The following is an 18,817-nucleotide window of genomic DNA, read 5'->3' as shown; positions in this document are numbered from 1 at the left end:
GAGCAACCCGCCGCAGGCGGATGGCCCTGAACACACGGGGCCCGACCGCACTGGGTGGCTTGTCGCGCACGCAGTTCATCGGGCAGAGCCTCGCGCCCCTGGGTCGTGCGACTGGCTGCGGGAGCGAGAAGTTCAGTCGGTCTCGTCCTCGCCCTCGGGGGCGGCCGCGCCGGCGCGGAGGCGGAGCATCTTGGCGACGCGCTCGCGTTCCGCCTCGTCCAGTTCGACCAGGGTGACCTGGCCGGCGCCCGCCACGCGGCGGAAGCCGCCCTTGCGTTCCAGCCGCCCCCGCAACCGGATGGGCGTCCCCTCCAGATGCGCGCTCACGGCGACCCGGTAGTCCGCGTCGCCGAGACGCACCCGCACCTCGTCGACCTCCGCGCCGCTCAGGACGCGCACCCGGACGACACCCTCGCCGCCCGGCACCGCCCGCTTCAGGCGCACCACCGCGCCGGTCAGCTCGACGTCCACCGCAGGCTCGCTGCGCTCCAGCCGCGCGGCCGCCGCCTCCAGCGCGGGCAGGTCGCCGGGTGAGAACTCCACCGCGGGACGCCGGCTGCCGAAGCCCGGCGGCGGGCCGACCTGTGCGGACCAGTGCAGGCTGATCCGCGCGCCCTCGCTGCCGCGCACCAGGTGGACCACGGACGAGATCAGCTCGTGGCTGAGCCCGAGCCGGACGCCGTTGTCGAAGGCCTCCGTGGCGCCCGTCGCCCGCTGCAGGTCGACCGCCTCGCGCAGCGCCTCCAGGGCGAGGACGAGGGTGCTCGCGGCGGGGCGGTCGGTGGGGGCCGGGGTGTACGCGGTGAGCAGTCCCGCGCCGGTGCCGGGGGCGACCACCAGGACGCGGTCGAGGAAGCGGGCGGCGTAGCGGTCCAGGCGCGCGCCGAAGTACGCGCAGCGGGCCCGCCCGGCCTTCGCCGCGGCGGCGAGCATCGCGGTGGCCGCCTCGCGCAACTCGGTCTCGCTGCCCCAGGGGACCGCGCCGCCGACGCCGGGCACCTCGCGGCGCCAGTGGATCTCGTCGCCGGGCACGAGCAGCGCGGCCAGGACGGCCCGCGCGGACGGGACGCCGGAGCGGGCGAGGCTGTGCAGGCTCTCCTCCAGCAGGTCGACGCTGTCGTCGAAACCCCGGTCGGCGGGGACGAGCAGGCTGGTGTCCGGCTCCTGGTCGTCCGGGGGCGACCAGCGGCTGTAGCGGCCGCCCGCGCCGCCGCGGCGGATCCAGCCGTGCCGGGCCAGCAGGGTGGTCAGCACGTCGGGGTCGACCCGGGTCGCGTCGGGGACGGCGGGTTCCTCGGCCGTGGTCCGTTCGGCGTCCGCGAGGGACGTGCGTGCTCCGCCCGCGCGTACGGCGGCGCGCGCGACCGGGGTCACCTCATCTGCCGTGGTGTCACGCCGACTGGCTGTCACGCCTTCGCCTCCCGCGCCGGTGGGTGCCTGAACCGCAACCGCGTAGCGGCCGCCTCTCGGCGGCCCGGTGCCCTGGGCCTCGATCGCTCAGGGCCGTTCGCCCGCCCCCACACGCGCCATGATGGCGCACAGCGCGCGATCGTCGAAGACCTGCTGAGTCGGTATCCGGACATTCGTCCGCCGCCTGCCGGTGACCGGATGGCCGGCCAGGTTGACCCAGTAGCAGCAGTGCCGCAGCTCCAGCCGGTCCGGGCGGGCCAGCAGCCACTGGTCGACCTCGCGCGGGACCAGCATCACCACGAGGATCTTGTGCACGGCGACCCGTGGGTGGGCGAGTTTGCGCAGGTGCTCGTTGTCGAGCGTGAAGCTGAAGGCGGGTCCGGCCGGATTCGGCGCGATCTGGTAGGTGCACTTCAGCTGGACCTTGATGGTCACCTCGTCGTCCTCGATGTGCAGCGTGCTGCCGTGACTGAGGTGCCAGTCGATGCCGTTGTCGGGAAAGGGTGAGGCCAGCGCGCAGCCCGCCGCCGCGGCCACCGCGTGGAGGTAGCCGACCTGCAGCGTCTCCATGCAGGAGGTCACGGCCAGTTGGCCGCGCAGGGTGCGCCCGTCGTCCGGTCGCTCGGCCGGCTCGGGCAGGGAGAATGCCATCACTGCCGCTCTCGGTCTGGGCGACGGGATACCCGTCCGGTCCCGAACGCCCCGTCAACTTCGGTCTTTCCAAGGCGCGGTGGCATGAAACGGCAAGAGACCCGCAGAAAGGAGGATTGGACGCGGAAAGTGACCGGGTATCACCCGATCGTGAGCACTTCGCGGTCCGGCCGGGACCGCGGGGACAGGGAGACGCACGGCAGGGGGTCGGGGATGACGCTCTGGTACGAGGGGCCGCTGGCCTCCTTCGACACCGAGACGACCGGGGTGGACGTCGAACGCGACCGGATCGTGACGGCCGCGCTCGTGGTCCAGGAGGAGCCGGGCGGGCCACTGCGGCGGCAGGACTGGATCGTCGATCCCGGTCTGCCGATTCCGGCGCAGGCCACGGCCGTGCACGGCCTGACGGACGCCTGGGCGCGGGAGCACGGCCGCGCGCCGGGCGTGGCGGTGGAGGAGATCGCGCGGGCGCTGGCCGAAAACGCGCGGGCGGGCCGTCCGCTGGTGGTGATGAACGCGCCGTACGACCTCACCCTGCTCGACCGGGAGCTGCGCCGGCATCGGGGACTGACGCTCACTCAGTACACGTCCGGCTGTCCGCTGCTGGTGGTCGACCCGTGGGTGCTGGACCGCCATGTCGACCGCTACCGCAAGGGCCGCCGCACCCTGACCGCCCTGTGCGGGCACTACGGCATACCGCTGACGGACGCCCACGACGCGGCGGCGGACGCGACCGCGGCACTGGAGCTGTCGCGGGCGATAGGCCGTCGGCACCGCGGCACGCTGGAGGGGTTGAGCGCCGCCGAGCTGCACCTGCGGCAGGCGGTCTGGCACGCGGCCCAGGCGCGCGGCCTGGAGCAGTGGTTCGCCCGCAGCGGCACCCCGACCCGGGTCGAACGGGCCTGGCCGATGCGGCTGCCGCTCGAGCAGGCGGCATGAGGCCACTGCCGCAGAACGACTGAAGGCCCCTCAACTGAGGGGCCTTCAGGTGCTGCACGGGTGGGCGATACTGGTTTCGAACCAGTGGCCTCTTCGGTGTGAACGAAGCGCTCTCCCACTGAGCTAATCGCCCGGGCACGCAGAGAACATTAGCACCGCCTGGGCCGATGCCGAAAAATCGACGTCTTCCCCGGGCGCTTCGCCTCGAACGATTCGAACACCAGTGCTACCGTCGAAGCATGCCCACCGTGCTCGTCCTGATCGACGCGCAGCGCGACATGCTGCTCACCCCTTCCGTCTCCGCCGCCCTGCGCGCACTGCTCAGCCGCGCCCGCAACGAGGGCGCGCCGGTGCTGCACCTGCGGACGGGCGGGCACGAGCTGCTCTTCGGATCCTGGCCGCAGGAGCAGGTCATCGAGCACGGCGCCGACGACGCCTTTCTCGGCTCGGCACTGACGGACGCGCTGCCGGCCGGCTGCCGGGTGGCACTGGCGGGGGTCTGGAGCGAGGAGGCGGTGCGCGCCACCGCGCTCGGCGCGCTCAAGCGCGGCTACCGCGTCGTTCTGCTCTCCGGCGCGCACGAGGGTTACGCCCCGGACGCGGCCGCCCGCGTCGAGCACGAGCTGGCGACGCTCGGCGCGGTGATCGCGGGCGCGGACGGGCTGCCCTTCGGCTGAGGACTGCTCCGACCGGGCGAACTTGCCGAACGCAGAAGGCCCGCAGGTCGTTGACCTGCGGGCCTTTGCATCCGGGTGGGCGATACTGGGTTCGAACCAGTGACCTCTTCGGTGTGAACGAAGCGCTCTCCCACTGAGCTAATCGCCCGGGTGCAGGGAAAACACTACCGCATGCCGAACCGTGCTCCTGCACGTCAGGCGTCCGGCAACCCGAGTGGCTGAAAACAGGCCACATATCCGTCCTTGGACGACCGATTCGGCCCGTCTGGGACAGGAATCCGTGACGGGTGTGACACCTGTGACAGATGGGCTGGATGGGGTACTGGCAGCGCACTAATCCGGACAGACGGGTTTACACCGGGCCTGAGGGTGGGATGGTCCGTTCGCCGACGTGCGATCCCCGAGCGCACACTGAGCGAAAGGCCTTGGCGCTTATGAACACCACGGTCAGCTGCGAGCTGCACCTGCGCCTCATCGTGTCGAGCGAGTCTTCCCTCCCCGTTCCGGCGGGGCTGCGCTACGACACGGCCGACCCCTATGCCGTGCACGCCACCTTCCACACGGGCGCCGACGAGACCGTCGACTGGGTGTTCGCCCGCGACCTCCTCGCGGAGGGGCTGCACCGGCCGACCGGGACCGGCGATGTCCGCGTGTGGCCGTCACGCAGCCACGGACAGGGAGTCGTCTGCATCGCCCTGAGCTCTCCGGAAGGAGAAGCCCTGCTGGAGGCCCCGGCGCGTGCGCTGGAGTCCTTCCTCAAGCGCACCGATGCCGCCGTCCCTCCGGGGACGGAGCACCGCCACTTCGACCTGGACAGGGAGCTGAGCCACATCCTGGCCGAGAGCTGAGGCGCCGGCGCCCGACCGCACTGCCAGCGGGCCTGGGCGTCCGGAAGTCCGCATACCGCACTCACTCATGCGCAGGCGTACCGACTCGGGGGCGCGCCGCGCAGCACGGCACGACGCCGCGACCGGACCGGTCGCGGCGTCGTCGTCTGTGCGCCCGCACACGTGCTCGGCCCCGGACTCGGCGTGGACATGAACCACTTCCCGCCGTGGGCTGTAGAGTCTGCGCAACCAGTCGCGCCCCGTCGCGCCACGTACGGACGAGCCAGGAGCCCCGCCGTGCTGATCACCCACGACACCGAGTGCGCACTCGACGTGCTGGTGGAACTGCTCAACACCGCCCCCCAGGCCTGCGGCCACGAGGGACTGCCCGATCTCCCCGCCCTGCGCGGCTTCGTCGTCCGCCGCGAGCTGAGCGACGTCGGCCAGCTGACCCCGGGAGACCTGGAGGCCGTCCGCCGACTGCGCCGGCGCTTCTGGGACGTCCTCGACGCCACGAGCACCCGGGACGCCGCGGAGCTGCTCAACGCGATGATCGCCCGCGCCGGGACCACCCCGCGGCTGACCGACCACGACGGCCACGACTGGCACGTCCACTACTTCGCGCCCGGCGCGGCCCTCGCCGACCGGCTGGCCGCCGAGTCCGGGATCGCCCTGTCCCTGGTGATCGTCGCCGGGGAGCGCGAGCGGCTGCGCCACTGCGAGGCACCGGACTGCGTGCGGGTCTTCGTCGACCTCTCCCGCAACCGTTCCCGCCGCTACTGCGACAGCCGTACCTGCGGCAACCGCCTGCACGTCGCCGCCTACCGGGCGCGCCAACGCACCGCCCCGCCCGTCGCGGCCGAACGCGGCGTCGGCGTCGGTTCGTGACACCGGACTCCCCCGCCGTCCCGCAGGACGACGTCCCCCAGGGCGATGTCCCGCAGGGCGGCGGCGCGGAGTCCGTCCGGTCGCTGGAGCTCTTCTTCGACCTGGTCTTCGTCTTCGCGATCACGCAGATCGCCACGGTCCTGGTCGAGCACCCGAACCCCGGTGGCCTGGCCAGGGCCGCGCTGCTGCTGGCGATCACCTGGTGGATGTACGGGGGCTACGCCTGGCTGACGAACGCCCTCGACCTGGACCGCACCGGCCCCCGGCTGATGCTGCTCCTCGGCACCGCCGGCTTCTTCGTGATGTCGCAGGCCGTTCCGCGCGCCGTCGGCCCCGGGCCGTGGGCCGTCGTCTTCGGCGCCGCCTACCTGGTGGTGGTCCTGGTGCACTTCTTCGCCTTCCAGGGCACCTCGGGGCAGCGCGGCATCCACCGGATCGGCCCGTACAACCTGGCCAGCGCGCTGGTCGTGCTGGCGGCCGGATTCGTGGCCCCGGAACAGCGCGTCTGGGTCTGGGCCCTGGCCGGCCTGATGGAGTGGGTGACGCCGTGGCTCTCCGGCGTCGGCGGGTTCACCGTGGGCGTCGGCCACTTCGTCGAACGGCACGGCCTGGCCGTGATCATCGTGCTCGGCGAGTCCGTCACCGAGGTCGGCGCCGCCGCGAGCCACCTCGACGACCTGACGACCGTGCTGGTCGGCTCCCTGCTGGCGCTCGCCGCCAGCGCGGCCCTGTGGTGGCTCTACTTCGACCGCGAGGAGGAGGCCAGCGCCGCGCTGCTGGAACGTGTCCCCGCCGAGGAGCGGCCGCGCGCGGCGCTGTGGTCCTTCGGCTACGCCTACCTGTTCCTGATCCTCGGCATCGCCGTCGCGGCGGTCGGCATGCAGAAGGCCATCGACTCGTTCCGGCATCCGCTGCACGGACTGCCCGGCGCGCTGCTCCCGCTGGGCGTCGCCCTCTACCTGGCAGCCCTGGCCGCGTTCCACCGCGCCCTGGCTGGCGACTGGCCCCGGCGCCGCCTGGTCACGGCCGCCGCGGTCCTCGCCGCCGGCGTCCCGGCACTGCGCTGGTCCAGCGGCGGCACGGCCCTGGCCGTGACCACGGCACTGCTGGCGGGCCTGGTCTGCTGGGAGAGCGCCGCTCAGCGCGGCGCGGCGCTCAGATCCCGCGACGCTTGAGGATCTCCTCCACGTCGGAGAAGTCGCCGAGGTCGGCGGTCGGTGCGCTGCCCTTGGCCGGCAGTGCGGCCCCGGCGGGCCGCCCCGGCGGCGCGCTCGGCGCTCCGCCCTTCGCGGGCACCTGACCCTGCTCCTTCCCGCGCCGACGACCGCGGCCGAACCGGACGCCCGTCGAGAGCAGGATGAGCACGGTGCCGCAGAGCATGGCGACACCCACCCAGACCTTGGGGTCGAAGACGAGGTGCGTGGCCCAGTTCGCGAGCGTCGTGCCGATGTTCCGGAAGACGGTGACCAGGCCCGTCAGGTACAGGCCCGTCGGGACCAACGCGACCGCGAGCCAGCGCAGCCCGGCCCGCATCCGGCCCCGGCTCGCCGTCAGCACCGCGATGACGACACCGAGGGCCGAGAGTGCCATGCAGATGATCGCTGTCATGATCGTGCTCTCCTTGTGCGGCTCCGCTGCAATTCCATCCTTCCCGAAATGGGAGACTTTCGAGCATGACCGAAAGTTCCGCGCGCCGAACCGTCGAGTTCTGGTGCGACCTCCAGTGCCCCGACTGCGCGACCGCCCTCGACGACGTGCGGGCGCTGCGCGCCGCGCACGGCGACAGCATCGACCTCGTGCTGCGGCACTTCCCGCTGGAGAAGCACAAGTTCGCCTTCGCGGCGGCGGAGGCCGCGGAGGAGGCCTTCGCCCAGGGCCGGGGCTGGCCCTACGTCGAGGCGCTGCTCGGGCGTCTGCCGGAGCTGGAGCGCGGCGGCACCGGCTTCCTCGCCGCGCTCGCCACCGAACTGGGCCTGGACGGCGAGGAGCTGGACACGGCGCTGATCGACGGCCGGCACAGCTTCACGGTCGAGGCGGACCACGCCGAGGGCAAGGCGATCGGCGTCAAGGGCACGCCCACGTACGTGGTGGCGGGCAAGCTGCTGGACGGCTCGAAGAGCCAGGACGGGCTCCGGGGCCGGATCGACGAGCTGCTGGGCTGAGGGCAGCCGCTCGGCTACGAGAGCGGCTTGGCGAAGGCCCAGCGGTAGGTCCGGTAGCCGAGAGACTCGTACAGCCGCTCCGCGGGCGTGTTCCCCGCGTGGACGTTGAGGCCGAGGCGGTCGCGGCCCGCCACGAGGGTGACCCGTTCGGCCAGCAGCATCAGGGCGCGCCCGTACCCGTGGCCGCGAAACCCCTCCATCACCTCGACGTCGAAGACCCACGCCGGGCGCTCGGGCGACTCCGCCGTCCTGACCCAGAGCATGCCGACCACGTCGTCCCCGGCCAGCAGGTGCTGGATCGACACGTCGGGGGTGTCCAGCCCCTGCGGCAGCAGCTGCGCGTGGCTCGCCCCCGACCTGGCCTCGGCCTGTTCGGGCGAGAGACCGGCGTGCCGGAGCAGCATCTGTGCGTAGCCCGCGTTGCGGGAGTCCCGCCAGGCCGGGAACTCCGCCGCGGTAAGCGGGCGGGCCGACAGGCCCGCGGGGAGCTCCGGCGGCGTGGCCGGGAGCGTCTTGACCATGTTGCGTGCGGCGGGCACGTATCCCAGCGACTGCGCCCAGCGCAGCAGCCGGGCGACCGTCGGGTCGCCCTCCTCGCCGACGACCACGCCCTCCACGCGTGGGCAGCCCCACCCGCGCAGGATCTCCTCCACCGCCAGGACCGCCGTCGTGCCACGCCCGCGGCCGCGGCCCTGCTCCTCGACCGCCAGGTCGGCGATCTCGCCGATCCCGTCGGCATCGGCCCGGACCCGCACCGCCCCCACCGCGCGCCCGTTGACGCAGATCGCGTACGCGCGCTCACGCCCGCCCTGGTCGTCGGTGCGCTCGGGGCCGGTGGGACGCAGGGTCGTGGTCACGCGGGGCCTCCTGTGGTCGTCAGGGCTGGTGGCCGTCAGGGTGATCGTCAGGGCTGGTGGCCGTCAGGGCTCGAGATCGGCGGCAACGCGCTCCGCGAAGATCGCCATGACCTTCGCGGTGACCGGACCGGGCGCGCCGGGCAGGTCACGCCGGTCCACCCGGGAAATCGCCTGGACGTCGCGCAGAGTGCCGGTCAGGAAGATCTCCTCGGCCTCCTCCAGCACGGAGTACGGCAGGTCGGCCTCCTCCGCGTCGGTCCACTCCAGCACCAACGCGCGGGTGACTCCCGCGAGGCAGCCGGAGCTCAGCGGCGGGGTCAGCAGGCGGCCGCCCACCACGACGAAGACGTTGGACCCGGTTCCCTCGCACAGCCGGCCGGTGGTGTTGGCGAGCAGCGCCTCACTCGCCCCCTGCTCGTGGGCACGGGCGAGGGCGACGACGTTCTCGGCGTACGAGGTGGTCTTGAGCCCGGCCGTCGCACCGTGCTCGTTGCGCGTCCACGGGACGGTCACCACGGCGGCGGTGTCGGGACGTCGCGGGGTCGGGCCGACGGCCACGACGAGCGTGGCCGGCGCGTCACCCCGGTCCGAGCCGAGCGGCGCGAGGCCGCCGGTGTAGGTGATCCGCAGCCGCCCGAGCGCGACGGGGTTGGCCTCCAGGACGGCGGCGCACGCGCGCTCGACCTCGGCGCGGTCGGGCGTCGGCAACCCCAGCCCACGCGCGCTGCGCTCCAGCCGCGACAGGTGCCGCCGCAGGGCGAAGGGACGCCCGTCGATCGCCTTGACCGTCTCGAAGACGCCGTCACCGACGGTCATGCCGTGGTCCAGCACGGAGACGGTCGCCTCCGCGGCGTCGGCCAGCCGGCCGTTGACCCAGGTCCGCACGGTCGCTCTCCTCGCTGTGAGTCTCGGTTGCACCCACTCGCACTTGATCCTAAACGGGACCCCCAGGGGCGGGGGAACTGCGCGAGGAACCCATCCGGGGCGGACGGCGCTGCTCGCCCCGGACCATCCGCACGCCGGAGAGGGCACCTCCGACGAGCGGATGGTCCGGGGCGCGCAGGGCCATCGGCACGCCGGTGGTTGCTCGCGTCCACGCGGCGGAGCCGCACATCGGCAGAGCTCCGCACCCCTGAGGGCAGTGCAACTACCGCTCGGAGGCGACCGTCAGCAGGCGGGAGGCCTTGAGCTCCGTCTCGTCCCACTCGCGTTCCGGATCCGACCCCCAGGTGATGCCCGCGCCCGTGCCGAAGCGAACCGTCGCTGACGCGCCGTCCCGCTCGACCCAGAACGTGCGGATGCCGACCGCGAGTTCTCCGATGCCCCGGTCCGCGTCCACCCAGCCGACCGCGCCGCAGTAGGGGCCGCGCGGCGCGGTCTCCAGGGCCTCGATGATCCGCAGGGCACTGCTCTTGGGGGCACCCGTCACCGACCCGGGCGGGAAGGTCGCGGCGAACAGCTCCGGCCAGCCCGCGTCCGCGCGGAGCCTGCCCTGGACCGTGGAGACGAGGTGCACCAGCCCGGGGTGCTTCTCCACCGCGCACAGGTCGGGAACAGTGACGCTGCCCGTCACGGCCACGCGGCCGAGGTCGTTGCGGACCAGGTCGACGATCATGACGTTCTCGGCGAAGTCCTTCTCCAGCAGGTCCTCCTCGGTCCGGCCGGTGCCCTTGATCGGGCCGGAGAGGACCACACCGCCGTCGCGGCGCAGGAACAGCTCGGGCGAGGCGGAGGCGACCTCGACGCCGTGGTCCGGGAGGCGGACCGTGCCGGCGTAGGGGGCGGGGTTCCCGAGGGCCAGGCGTGCGGTCAGGGCGTCCACGTCCGCGCGGGCCGGGTCGGGCAGGCGCGCGCGCAGGACGCGGCACAGGTTGGCCTGGTAGACCTCGCCGGCGGCGATGTGCTCGCGGATGCGGCGGACGCCGGCGGTGTACGCGGCGTGGTCGAGAGAACTGTGCCAGGCGGAACGTTCCGGGCCGAGCCAGCCGGCCGGATCGGTGCGCGGAAACGATTCCTCGGGACGGACGTCGGCAAACCGGGCGCACGTGATCCGGCCCTCGAAATCCGCGACAACCGCCCAGAATCCGGTGCCGTCCAGAACTGCCGGATCGTCGCTGACCTCGAGCAGTCCGGTCGCGACCCGACCCGCGAAGCGGGCCATGGCATCGGTGGAGAAGAGCTGCTGGGTCACGGGTGCGTCGACTCCTGTGCGATTACGGCGGTGGCCGAAGTCTAGGTCTCCGCAGGCCGGAGCGCCTGCGGCCGAGGACCCCGTTCCGGCACGCAGGGGATACGGAATTTGAGCTGGGCCCGGAATCCGCTAGAGTTCAACACGTCGCCGGGACGCGGACCGCTGGATACGAAAGCGGTCAGCCACCGGAGATCACGCGGACGTGGCTCAGTGGTAGAGCATCACCTTGCCAAGGTGAGGGTCGCGGGTTCGAATCCCGTCGTCCGCTCTGAGTAGGGGGTTGCCTGTTGACCCCCCGCCTCGGTGGAGTGGCCGAGAGGCGAGGCAACGGCCTGCAAAGCCGTGTACACGGGTTCAAATCCCGTCTCCACCTCCATGCGCGATTAGCTCAGCGGGAGAGCGCTTCCCTGACACGGAAGAGGTCACTGGTTCAATCCCAGTATCGCGCACTGGTCCCTCACAGGACCGTGCACCACCGCAGGACCCAGCAGTACAAGCAGTACCACCCGCGCGATTAGCTCAGCGGGAGAGCGCTTCCCTGACACGGAAGAGGTCACTGGTTCAATCCCAGTATCGCGCACTGCCCTCCTCGGAGGGTGTGCAGTACAAGCAGTACCACCCGCGCGATTAGCTCAGCGGGAGAGCGCTTCCCTGACACGGAAGAGGTCACTGGTTCAATCCCAGTATCGCGCACCAGAGCAGGTCAGAAGGGCCCCGACGGTTGTCGGGGCCCTTCTGCTGCTGCCCGGCTGCCGCTCGCGGGCACGAAGAAGTGCGGGGGACGAGCCCGGTCTGCCCTCACCGACAGACCGGACCCGCCACCCGCGGTCCTGGAGGCGCAGCGCGGCTCAGTGGCCGAACATCTGCACCATGGTGTTCGCCTGGAGCGCGAACTGGTGCCAACCCCCGAAGGCGTAGGCGAGCAGCGCGGCGACGGGCAGCGCGATGGCGAGCGCGACCAGGGGGTTCCTGGTGCCGTCCGACGCCGGCCTGCGCCGACGCGGCGGTCGGCTCCCGGTCTCCTGCATGGCCATCGCTGACGCCCCCATCCACCGTTTCGTCGTCTTCGTCATCATCCGTGCCATGCTTCCGGGCCGTCCTTGCGGATTGCTGTACCGGCTTGGACTCCGAGAGCCATGGCTGGTCGCGGCAGGCGGAGATCCTCGGGGGACGAGCGTCCCGCCCACCGCGCAACAACAACGTTAGGCGGCTGCTTCTTCCCGGTCGTCATGCCAGCGCAGGGTCCTGCGGGCCGCCCCAGGGAGGAGCCTCCGACCTGAGGACTACTACCCCAGGTGGACAGCGCCTCGGGGGGCTTCTCAGGGTTGTCCCTGAGGCGGGCTTGTGCCCCCGGGTGGCTGTGAAGGCGGCGGCAAGGTGTTGCGTATCAGCACACCGGTCCGTGCAGTCCGTAAGCTGTGGTCCTGGCAATCGGCAATCCGTGCTCGGGTATGCCCAGCACACCCCCGGCGACGGGGACCTGACGGTGGGACGGCGATGTGACGAAGATGCGGCTCCGGCGCGAGGACCCGCGACTCGTCGGCCCCTACCGCCTGCACCGCAGGCTCGGCGCGGGCGGCATGGGGGTCGTCTTCCTCGGGTCCGACCGCAAGGGGCAGAAGGTCGCACTGAAGCTGATCCGCGCCGAGCTGGCGGAGGACCCGGAGTTCCGCACCCGGTTCGCGCGTGAGGTCGCCGCGGCCGCGCGGATCCGGGGCGGCTGCATCGCCCGCCTGGTCTCCTCCGACATCGAGGCCGAGCGCCCCTGGCTGGCCACCGTATACGTGCCCGGACCCTCGCTGTACAAGCGGGTGGGCGATGAGGGTCCGCTGCCGTGGGCGGAGGTCGCGGCGATCGGCGCGGCGCTCGCGGACGGGCTCGCCCAGGTTCACGACGCCGGGGTCGTCCACCGCGACCTGAAGCCGTCCAACATCCTGCTCTCCCCCAAGGGCCCGCGGATCATCGACTTCGGCATCGCCTGGTCCAGCGGCGCCAGCACGCTCACGCACGTCGGCACGGCCGTCGGCTCCCCGGGCTTCCTCGCTCCGGAGCAGGTGCGCGGCGTCTCCGTGACGGGCGCGACGGACGTCTTCGCCCTCGGCAGCACGCTCGCCTACGCGGCGACGGGTGACACCCCGTTCGGCTCGGGCAGCTCCGAGGTGATGCTCTATCGGGTCGTTCACGAGGAACCGGACCTGACGGGTCTTCCGGCCGCGCTGGCACCGCTGATCCGCAGTTGCCTGGCCAAGGACCCGTCCGCACGGCCCACCCCCGCCCAGGTCCACGACCGGCTGCGGGAACTCGCCGCGCGCGGCGCCGCGATCGGGCGCAGCATCGCGCCGCAGGCGCACGGCCACGGGTACGAGTACGACGCGGGCGCCGACGGGCACGCGGGTCCGGCGTACGCCTCCGCGCCGACCGAGGCGTCCTGGCCGGCGCCCGGCGACGTCGCCGGCCTGGCCGGGTACGCGGACGCGCACCCACCGCACGGCACCGCCCGGCGCGACGGCCTGCGGCCGGGCACCGACGGGCGCGACCCGCGCGGGGACGGTTCGGCGAGCGGCGCGCGCCTGCGGCCCGGCCCCGGCTCGGACCCTTACGGCCGGGACCCGCGCGGACGCGGCGCGCGGCCGGGCAGCCCGTCGGGCGCGGCGAGCGGCGCGGGCCTTCGACGGACAGGCACCGGACAGGACCCCTACGGGCCGGACTCCTACGGTGCCGGGGCCGACGAGGTCGGCCCGCACGCGGGCGGCTCGGGAAGCGGCGGGGAGCTGCGGCCCGGCAGTGGGACCGAACCCCAGGGAGCGGGCGCGCGCGGACGCGGCGCCCGTCCGGGCGGCGCGGCCGGTTCGGCGAGCGACGCAGGCGAGCGCGGGTCGCGACCGGGTGACGCGGCCCGCGCCGAAGGCAGGCGCGGTGGCACGCGAGGCGGCGACGGCCAGGGCTCCCACGGTTCGGGCGGGGCCCGGCCCGAGAGTCGGCGGCCCGCGCAGGGGCGGCGGCCGCTGCCGCCGACGATGCGGGAGCCCGTGGAGGGCATCGCCGCCGCGCGTCGTCCCGGCGAGCAGCCGCGGCGTCCCGCTCCGCCCGCGGGCACGCGCACGCCGCACCCGGCCCGCAGGCCGTCGGGTGGCGGCCCGCGCACGCCCGCGCCCGGCCGTCCCGGCGGTCCGGCCGCGCGTCGGCGGCTGCTGCGGCAGCGGCTGATCGTGTTCATCACGGTGACCATCGGGGTGGCGCTGGCGATCGCCACGGCGCAGGGCTGCGAGAACCGGACAGCCAAGGGCAGCGGGCCGGCGCGGCCGGCTCCGCAGGGCGTCAACGCCTCCCAGGCGGCGCCGGCCGCCGCCCAGGACGCCTCGTCCGGCCTGGCCGCGGTCGCCACCGGCGACGCGGCGGCCCAGGCCGTCGCGGCGGTGGACTGGGGCTCACGCTCCTACCAGGACCCGGCGGACGGTTCGCGCATCGACCTGTCGAACGGTCACGGCACGGGCCCCGGCGCGCCGGTGACCCTCACCGCCGTCCTGCCCGCCCGCTACCAGGGCGACACGGCGGCGGTCGTCGTGCTGACCCGCCGCGACCGGGCCGTCCCGGAGGACATGATCGAGCTCTACCGGCTCCGCAGCGGTGCAGAACCGGTTCTGCTGGCCGCCCACGCCACCACCGGCGACCCCAACGGCACCAGCACCTGGCTGATCCAGAACGGCGCGGTCCTCCGCGAGGAACGCACCCCGCAGAGCGCCGGCCGCACCGTCAGCACCACCCGCTACACGATCGCCGCGAAGGGCACCATGACCGAGACCTGGCCGGGCACCGGCGCGGCCTCCACCCCGGCCTCCCCTGCCAGCTCTCCCTCCGGCTCCCCCTCGGCCCAGACCCGGACCCAGGCCCTCGGCGCGACCCCGAGCCCCGCCGCGTCGCACGGCTGAACCGGAGCACCCGGGTGGACGACGGAGCCGCGCTCCCGGCCATGGATCCCGCCCTGCTACCGCCCGCGTTGCTCCACGTCCCGTACGTCGGCGCACGCTCCCCCGGGGCCCCGGCCGTCCTCGCCCGACCGGACCTCGCGGCCGGTGCGAACTGCCAGCTCTACGCCTACGCCGTCCTGGCGCACTTCGGGCGACAGGTGCCGCCGCTGCGCTCCAGCGAGCTGTGGGAGGACCGCGCGGCAACCATGCGCGTCACCTCGCCCGAGCCGCTGGACCTGCTGCTGTTCGGCCCGACGAGCGATCCCTACGGCGCCCACGTGGGGGTCTGGCTGGGGCCGGAACAGATCCTGCACCTGTGTCGCGAGGTCGGGCAGCCGACCGTCTGGTCGACCGCCGATTTCCGCACCCGCGCACGCTACCGCGTCCTGATCGGCGCCAAGCGTGTCGGCGCCTGACGGCGGTCGGTGAAGTCACGGGAGGCCACAACACGTTTGACCGCCCGTGATGATGGTCTGAGGCGGCACCGCATCCTTCCCCTGCCTGGGCCTCGCCGGGCGGACGTCGGGCGCTGCGCAGTGGTGGTTCCTTCTGGGGGCACGAACCTGCACCAGCCTGCTCATCGTGGGCCTGGTGCTACTGATCAGCGTGAAACAGCTGAAGCGCCTGCGCTCGATCATCCGACCGTCCCTCCGGGACGAACGGGACCCACCCCGGAACGGCTCGCGCTGGTTCCCGTAGTCGCGTCGCGCCTCAGAGCGCCCGCTCCGTCGCCGAGATCGCCTCGCGGAGCGTCGCGCGGGCCCGGTCCAGTTCGGACGCACGTTGGTCGAGGCGGACCAGTTGGCCGCGCAGCCGGGTGAGGACGCCGGGGCAGGCGCGCAGGGAGCCGTCGTCGCGGCCGCAGGGCAGAACCTGACGGATCAGCGCGGTGGGGAGCCCGGCGGCGAGCAGCGCACGGATCGTGCGGACCGTCTGCTCGGCGTCCGGGTGGAAGTCGCGGTAGCCGTTGGGGAGACGCTCGGAGGTGAGCAGTCCGACGCGCTCGTAGTAGCGCAGCAGCCGCTCGTTCGTGCCCGTGCGCTGCGCCAGTTGCCCGATCCGCATGCCCGCTGCTCCCCCTCGGCTTGACCTTGTCACCGTGTCAGTGTTCGACGCTGGACCCGGCGGCCGCATTCCCGCGGCCGTGGCCGGTCCACCAGGAGAACACGTTGATCATCGACGCGCACAGCCATGTCCACGCCCCTGTGGCCGACCACATCGCCCTGCTCGACGACGCCGGGGTCGACCGCACCGTACTCTTCGGCACCCGCCCGCACCCGGAGCGGGCAGCCGACCTCGCCTCGTTCCGGCGGGAGCTGGCCGTCCTGCACGAGACGGTCAGCGGCGCGGCGGTGGGTGCGGACGTGTACGAGGCCGCCCGGCGGGAACTGGAGGCTGCGATCGCGGCCCATCCCGGCCGGTTCATCGGTTTCGGCAAGGTCGATCTGTCGCGCTCCCCCGAGGACGTCGAGGTGCAGGTCGAACGGGACGTCGTCGGCCGGGGCTTCCACGGCGTCGGCGAGCTGACGCCGCCTCCGGACGGGGCCGGGCTCGTCGAGCCGGTGCTGCGGGCGGCCGACGACCACGGCGGGTTGCCCGTCGTCGTGCACGGCTACGCGCCCACCACCGCCGGGGACCTCGCGACACTGGCCGCGCTGGCCAGGCGGCACCCGCGCGTCCCGCTGGTGGTCAGTCAGCTGGGTGGGCTCAACTGGCTCACCGCGATCGAGCTGGCCCGCGAGACGCCGAGCCTGTATCTGGACCTGTCCACGGCGCCGGTGGTGCTCGCCGTCCGCCTGGCGGTCGCGGAGCTGCCGAAGCGGGTGCTGTTCGGCTCCGACGCCCCCTACGGCGACCCGGTGCTCGCCCGCGCCACCGTCGAAAGGGTCACCAAGCCGGGCGCGTTGCGTGACCGTGTGCTCGGTGGAAACCTCGCGGAGCTGCTCGGGCTGTGAGCCTGCGGGCGGGGCTCAGCCCCGGGTGGCGTAGAAAGCAACGGCAGAGGCCGCGGCCACGTTGAGCGAGTCGACGCCGCTGGACATCGGGATGGTGACCCACTCGTCCGCCGCGCGCAGCGCGGCCGTGCTGAGGCCGTTGCCCTCCGTGCCGAAGACCAGCGCCACGCGGTCGTGGCGACGCGCCGCGAACTCGTCCAGGGAGACGGAGTTGTCCGCGAGGCAGAAGGCGGCGACGGTGAAGCCCTCGTCGCGCAGCAGGGTCAGCCCGTCCGGCCAGGAGTCGAGGACGGCGTAGGGGAGGCTGAGCGTCGCGCCCATCGACACCTTGACCGCGCGCCGGTAGAGCGGGTCCGCGCAGCGCGGGCTCAGCAGGATGGCGTCGACGCCGAGCGCGGCGGCGTTGCGGAACGCGGCGCCGATGTTGGCGTGGTCGACGAGGTCCTCGAAGACCGCGACCCGGCGGACGCCGGCCAGCACGTCCTTGACCGGCCGGGCCGGCTTCCGCTGCATCGAGGCGAGGGCGCCGCGGTGCACGTGGTAGCCGGTCACCTGCTCCGCGACGGCGGGCGTCACCGCGTAGACGGGGGCCGGGACCTCGTCGATGACGTCCTTCATCTGGTCGATCCACTTGGCCGAGAGCAGCATCGACCGCATCCGGTAGCCCGCGATCCGGGCACGCCGGATCACCTTCTCGCCCTCGGCGATGAACAGCCCCTCCTCCGGCTCGCGGCGGCGGCGCAGTTCCACGTCGGTGAGCGCGACGTAGTCGTGGAGGCGCGGGTCCTCGGGGTCCTCGATGGTGATGAGCTCGGCCACGGGTCGATCCTGCCCGCTCGCGCTCAGCCTGCCAAGGCGACGACGTCGCCGATCACGACGATCGACGGCGGACGGATGCCCTCCGCCTCGACCGCGTCGGCGACGGTGGCGAGCGTCGCCCGCACGACGCGCTGCGCGGCGGTGGTGCCCTCCTGGATCACCGCGACCGGCGTCTCGGGCGCGCGCCCGCCCGCGACCAGCGCGGCGGAGATGGCGGCGATCCGCTCGACGGCCATGAGCAGCACGAGCGTGCCGCGCATCTTCGCGGCCGCGTCCCAGTTGACCAGCGAACGCGGGTCCTCGGGGGCGACGTGCCCGGAGATGACGGTGAACTCGTGCGTCACACCCCGGTGGGTGACCGGGATCCCGGCGGCGGCCGGGACGCTGATGGAGCTGGAGATGCCCGGCACGACGGTGACCGGCACGCCCGCCTCGGCGCAGGCGATCAGCTCCTCCATGCCGCGCCCGAAGACGTACGGGTCGCCGCCCTTGAGCCGGACCACGAACTTGCCCGCCTTGGCGTGCTCGATCAGCGCGTTGTTGATCGCCTCCTGGGCCATGTAGCGGCCGTAGGGGATCTTCGACGCGTCGATGACCTCCACGTGCGGCGGCAGCTCGTCGAGCAGCTCGCGCGGGGCGAGCCGGTCGGCGACGACCACGTCGGCCTCGGCGAGGAGCCTGCGGCCCTTGACGGTGATCAGCTCCGGGTCACCCGGTCCGCCGCCGACGAGCGCGACACCGGCGGTGCGTCCGCGGTGGTGCGCGGCGAGGAGTCCGCCGTCGCGCACGCCGCTCACGATGGCGTCGCGCAGGGCGACGGAGCGACGCGGGTCACCGGAGAGCACCGCCACGACGGTCCCCTCGGCGCGCCCGCTGGCCGGGGTCCACGCGGTGGCGGCGGAGGCGTCGTCACTGCGCGCGCAGAAGATGCGGCGCGCTTCCGCTTCGGCGGCGGCCTCCGCATTCGTCTGCGGGTCCGAGGTGGCGATCATCACGTACCAGGCCTCGGCGAGGTCCCCGACCTGGTAGGCACGCTGCTCCCAGCGCAGCTCGCCGGCGTCCGCCATGGCCTGGACGGCGGGGGTGGTCTCGGGCGAGACCACCACGACGTCGGCCCCGGCGTTCAGCAGGGCCGGCAGCCGGCGCTGCGCGACCACGCCCCCACCGAGGACGACGACACGTCGTCCGGCGAGGCGCAGGCCTACCGGGTACGGCGGGGTGGTGTCGTCGTCGAGCGGTGCGGTGGGCATCAGCGGCACTCCGGAGAACTCTGGTTACGGACGTGGGGAACACACCAGGGGCGCGGGGCTCTGCTGACTTGCGGCTCCGCCTTGTGGGCGCGAGCAACCACCCACATGCGGATGGCCCTGCTCGTTCAGCGACGTACCACTCAGGGTGGCTTGTCGCGCAGTTCCTCGCGCCCCTAGCAAAGTGCAACTTCGTGCGGCAGCGAAAGGTGACCCTTGCCACCGC

Annotated in this window: 18 protein-coding genes, 7 tRNA genes and 1 pseudogene; 14 read left to right on the top strand and 12 right to left on the bottom strand. The window is 73.3% G+C overall.

The features are described from left to right. Positions 1 to 132: 132 nt before the first annotated feature. Positions 133 to 1,410, bottom strand: coding sequence for a hypothetical protein (locus ABH931_RS14350; protein WP_370113048.1), 1,278 nt, complete (start codon positions 1,408 to 1,410; stop codon positions 133 to 135). 87 nt (positions 1,411 to 1,497) lie between these two features. After that, positions 1,498 to 2,061, bottom strand: coding sequence for a DUF4365 domain-containing protein (locus ABH931_RS14345; protein ID WP_370113046.1), 564 nt, complete (start codon positions 2,059 to 2,061; stop codon positions 1,498 to 1,500). A gap of 213 nt (positions 2,062 to 2,274) precedes the next feature. On the opposite strand from ABH931_RS14345, the gene ABH931_RS14340 reads away from it, so the two are divergent. Next, entirely contained in the window at positions 2,275 to 3,000 is a 726-nt protein-coding gene (locus ABH931_RS14340) for an exonuclease domain-containing protein (RefSeq protein ID WP_370113044.1), read from the top strand. Between the two features lie 61 nt (positions 3,001 to 3,061). Here the strand turns inward: ABH931_RS14340 and ABH931_RS14335 are convergent. Continuing rightward, positions 3,062 to 3,133 (bottom strand) — tRNA-Val (locus ABH931_RS14335). A 106-nt stretch (positions 3,134 to 3,239) separates the two neighbouring features. On the opposite strand from ABH931_RS14335, the gene ABH931_RS14330 reads away from it, so the two are divergent. Continuing rightward, positions 3,240 to 3,677, top strand: a complete 438-nt coding sequence (locus tag ABH931_RS14330; RefSeq protein ID WP_370113042.1) for an isochorismatase family protein — start codon at positions 3,240 to 3,242, stop codon at positions 3,675 to 3,677. A 76-nt stretch (positions 3,678 to 3,753) separates the two neighbouring features. On the opposite strand, the gene ABH931_RS14325 is transcribed toward ABH931_RS14330, so the two are convergent. Continuing rightward, positions 3,754 to 3,825, bottom strand: a tRNA-Val gene (locus ABH931_RS14325). Positions 3,826 to 4,111: 286 nt separating this feature from the next. Here ABH931_RS14325 and ABH931_RS14320 point away from each other — a divergent pair. The 3 genes from ABH931_RS14320 to ABH931_RS14310 all read left to right on the top strand — a co-directional run bounded on the left by ABH931_RS14320 (position 4,112) and on the right by ABH931_RS14310 (position 6,567). Further along, on the top strand, positions 4,112 to 4,525 hold the full coding sequence (locus ABH931_RS14320) for an SsgA family sporulation/cell division regulator (protein WP_034091203.1): 414 nt from the start codon (positions 4,112 to 4,114) through the stop codon (positions 4,523 to 4,525). A gap of 276 nt (positions 4,526 to 4,801) precedes the next feature. After that, positions 4,802 to 5,392, top strand: a complete 591-nt coding sequence (locus ABH931_RS14315; RefSeq protein ID WP_370113040.1) for a CGNR zinc finger domain-containing protein — start codon at positions 4,802 to 4,804, stop codon at positions 5,390 to 5,392. Beyond that, positions 5,389 to 6,567 (top strand): low temperature requirement protein A, encoded by a 1,179-nt coding sequence (locus ABH931_RS14310; protein ID WP_370113038.1) that lies wholly within the window; start codon positions 5,389 to 5,391, stop codon positions 6,565 to 6,567. The genes ABH931_RS14315 and ABH931_RS14310 overlap by 4 nt, the downstream gene beginning before the upstream one ends. Here ABH931_RS14310 and ABH931_RS14305 read toward each other — a convergent pair. Continuing rightward, positions 6,548 to 7,000: a hypothetical protein gene (locus ABH931_RS14305; RefSeq protein ID WP_370113036.1), complete on the bottom strand. Its 453-nt coding sequence runs from the start codon at positions 6,998 to 7,000 to the stop codon at positions 6,548 to 6,550. The genes ABH931_RS14310 and ABH931_RS14305 overlap by 20 nt on opposite strands. 65 nt (positions 7,001 to 7,065) lie before the next feature. On the opposite strand from ABH931_RS14305, the gene ABH931_RS14300 reads away from it, so the two are divergent. Continuing rightward, positions 7,066 to 7,554 (top strand): DsbA family protein, encoded by a 489-nt coding sequence (locus tag ABH931_RS14300; protein WP_370113034.1) that lies wholly within the window; start codon positions 7,066 to 7,068, stop codon positions 7,552 to 7,554. A 14-nt stretch (positions 7,555 to 7,568) separates the two neighbouring features. Here the strand turns inward: ABH931_RS14300 and ABH931_RS14295 are convergent, their stop codons facing one another. The 3 genes from ABH931_RS14295 to ABH931_RS14285 all read right to left on the bottom strand — a co-directional run bounded on the left by ABH931_RS14295 (position 7,569) and on the right by ABH931_RS14285 (position 10,572). Further along, on the bottom strand, positions 7,569 to 8,411 hold the full coding sequence (locus ABH931_RS14295) for a GNAT family N-acetyltransferase (protein ID WP_370113032.1): 843 nt from the start codon (positions 8,409 to 8,411) through the stop codon (positions 7,569 to 7,571). A gap of 63 nt (positions 8,412 to 8,474) precedes the next feature. After that, positions 8,475 to 9,296 carry an aminotransferase class IV gene (locus ABH931_RS14290; RefSeq protein ID WP_370113030.1) on the bottom strand — a complete coding sequence of 274 codons (822 nt, stop codon included), beginning with the start codon at positions 9,294 to 9,296 and terminating at the stop codon, positions 8,475 to 8,477. A 262-nt stretch (positions 9,297 to 9,558) separates the two neighbouring features. Continuing rightward, positions 9,559 to 10,572 carry a chorismate-binding protein gene (locus ABH931_RS14285; protein WP_370113254.1) on the bottom strand — a complete coding sequence of 338 codons (1,014 nt, stop codon included), beginning with the start codon at positions 10,570 to 10,572 and terminating at the stop codon, positions 9,559 to 9,561. 226 nt (positions 10,573 to 10,798) lie between these two features. Between ABH931_RS14285 and ABH931_RS14280 the strand changes: the two genes are divergently transcribed. The 5 genes from ABH931_RS14280 (at position 10,799) to ABH931_RS14260 (ending at position 11,298) form a co-directional block, all read left to right on the top strand. Then, positions 10,799 to 10,870 (top strand) — tRNA-Gly (locus ABH931_RS14280). 34 nt (positions 10,871 to 10,904) lie between these two features. After that, positions 10,905 to 10,978: transfer RNA gene (locus ABH931_RS14275), tRNA-Cys, on the top strand. A 1-nt stretch (position 10,979) separates the two neighbouring features. After that, positions 10,980 to 11,051 (top strand) — tRNA-Val (locus ABH931_RS14270). Positions 11,052 to 11,110: 59 nt separating this feature from the next. Further along, positions 11,111 to 11,182 (top strand) — tRNA-Val (locus tag ABH931_RS14265). Positions 11,183 to 11,223: 41 nt separating this feature from the next. Continuing rightward, a tRNA-Val gene (locus tag ABH931_RS14260) sits at positions 11,224 to 11,298 on the top strand. 152 nt (positions 11,299 to 11,450) lie between these two features. On the opposite strand, the gene ABH931_RS14255 is transcribed toward ABH931_RS14260, so the two are convergent. After that, positions 11,451 to 11,687 (bottom strand): hypothetical protein, encoded by a 237-nt coding sequence (locus tag ABH931_RS14255; protein WP_370113028.1) that lies wholly within the window; start codon positions 11,685 to 11,687, stop codon positions 11,451 to 11,453. A gap of 423 nt (positions 11,688 to 12,110) precedes the next feature. On the opposite strand from ABH931_RS14255, the pseudogene ABH931_RS14250 reads away from it, so the two are divergent. Then, a pseudogene (locus ABH931_RS14250) lies at positions 12,111 to 13,307 on the top strand (serine/threonine-protein kinase); the annotation flags it as partial. A 1,265-nt stretch (positions 13,308 to 14,572) separates the two neighbouring features. After that, complete coding sequence (locus tag ABH931_RS14245) at positions 14,573 to 14,986, top strand: hydrolase (protein WP_370113252.1); 414 nt, start codon at positions 14,573 to 14,575, stop codon at positions 14,984 to 14,986. A 295-nt stretch (positions 14,987 to 15,281) separates the two neighbouring features. Here ABH931_RS14245 and ABH931_RS14240 read toward each other — a convergent pair whose 3' ends face one another. Next, complete coding sequence (locus ABH931_RS14240; RefSeq protein WP_370113026.1) at positions 15,282 to 15,635, bottom strand: MerR family transcriptional regulator; 354 nt, start codon at positions 15,633 to 15,635, stop codon at positions 15,282 to 15,284. A gap of 104 nt (positions 15,636 to 15,739) precedes the next feature. Here ABH931_RS14240 and ABH931_RS14235 point away from each other — a divergent pair, with 104 nt between their 5' ends. Further along, positions 15,740 to 16,525, top strand: a complete 786-nt coding sequence (locus ABH931_RS14235; RefSeq protein WP_370113024.1) for an amidohydrolase family protein — start codon at positions 15,740 to 15,742, stop codon at positions 16,523 to 16,525. A gap of 15 nt (positions 16,526 to 16,540) precedes the next feature. Here ABH931_RS14235 and ABH931_RS14230 read toward each other — a convergent pair whose 3' ends face one another. Further along, positions 16,541 to 17,344: a TrmH family RNA methyltransferase gene (locus ABH931_RS14230; protein WP_370113022.1), complete on the bottom strand. Its 804-nt coding sequence runs from the start codon at positions 17,342 to 17,344 to the stop codon at positions 16,541 to 16,543. Between the two features lie 23 nt (positions 17,345 to 17,367). Continuing rightward, positions 17,368 to 18,594 (bottom strand): uroporphyrinogen-III C-methyltransferase, encoded by a 1,227-nt coding sequence (cobA, locus tag ABH931_RS14225; protein ID WP_370113020.1) that lies wholly within the window; start codon positions 18,592 to 18,594, stop codon positions 17,368 to 17,370. Between the last annotated feature and the right edge of the window lie 223 nt (positions 18,595 to 18,817).

This window comes from Streptacidiphilus sp. MAP12-33 (assembly GCF_041261265.1).
In the GTDB taxonomy this organism is placed as follows: domain Bacteria; phylum Actinomycetota; class Actinomycetes; order Streptomycetales; family Streptomycetaceae; genus Streptacidiphilus.
This window is presented reverse-complemented; position numbering and strand designations above follow the sequence as displayed.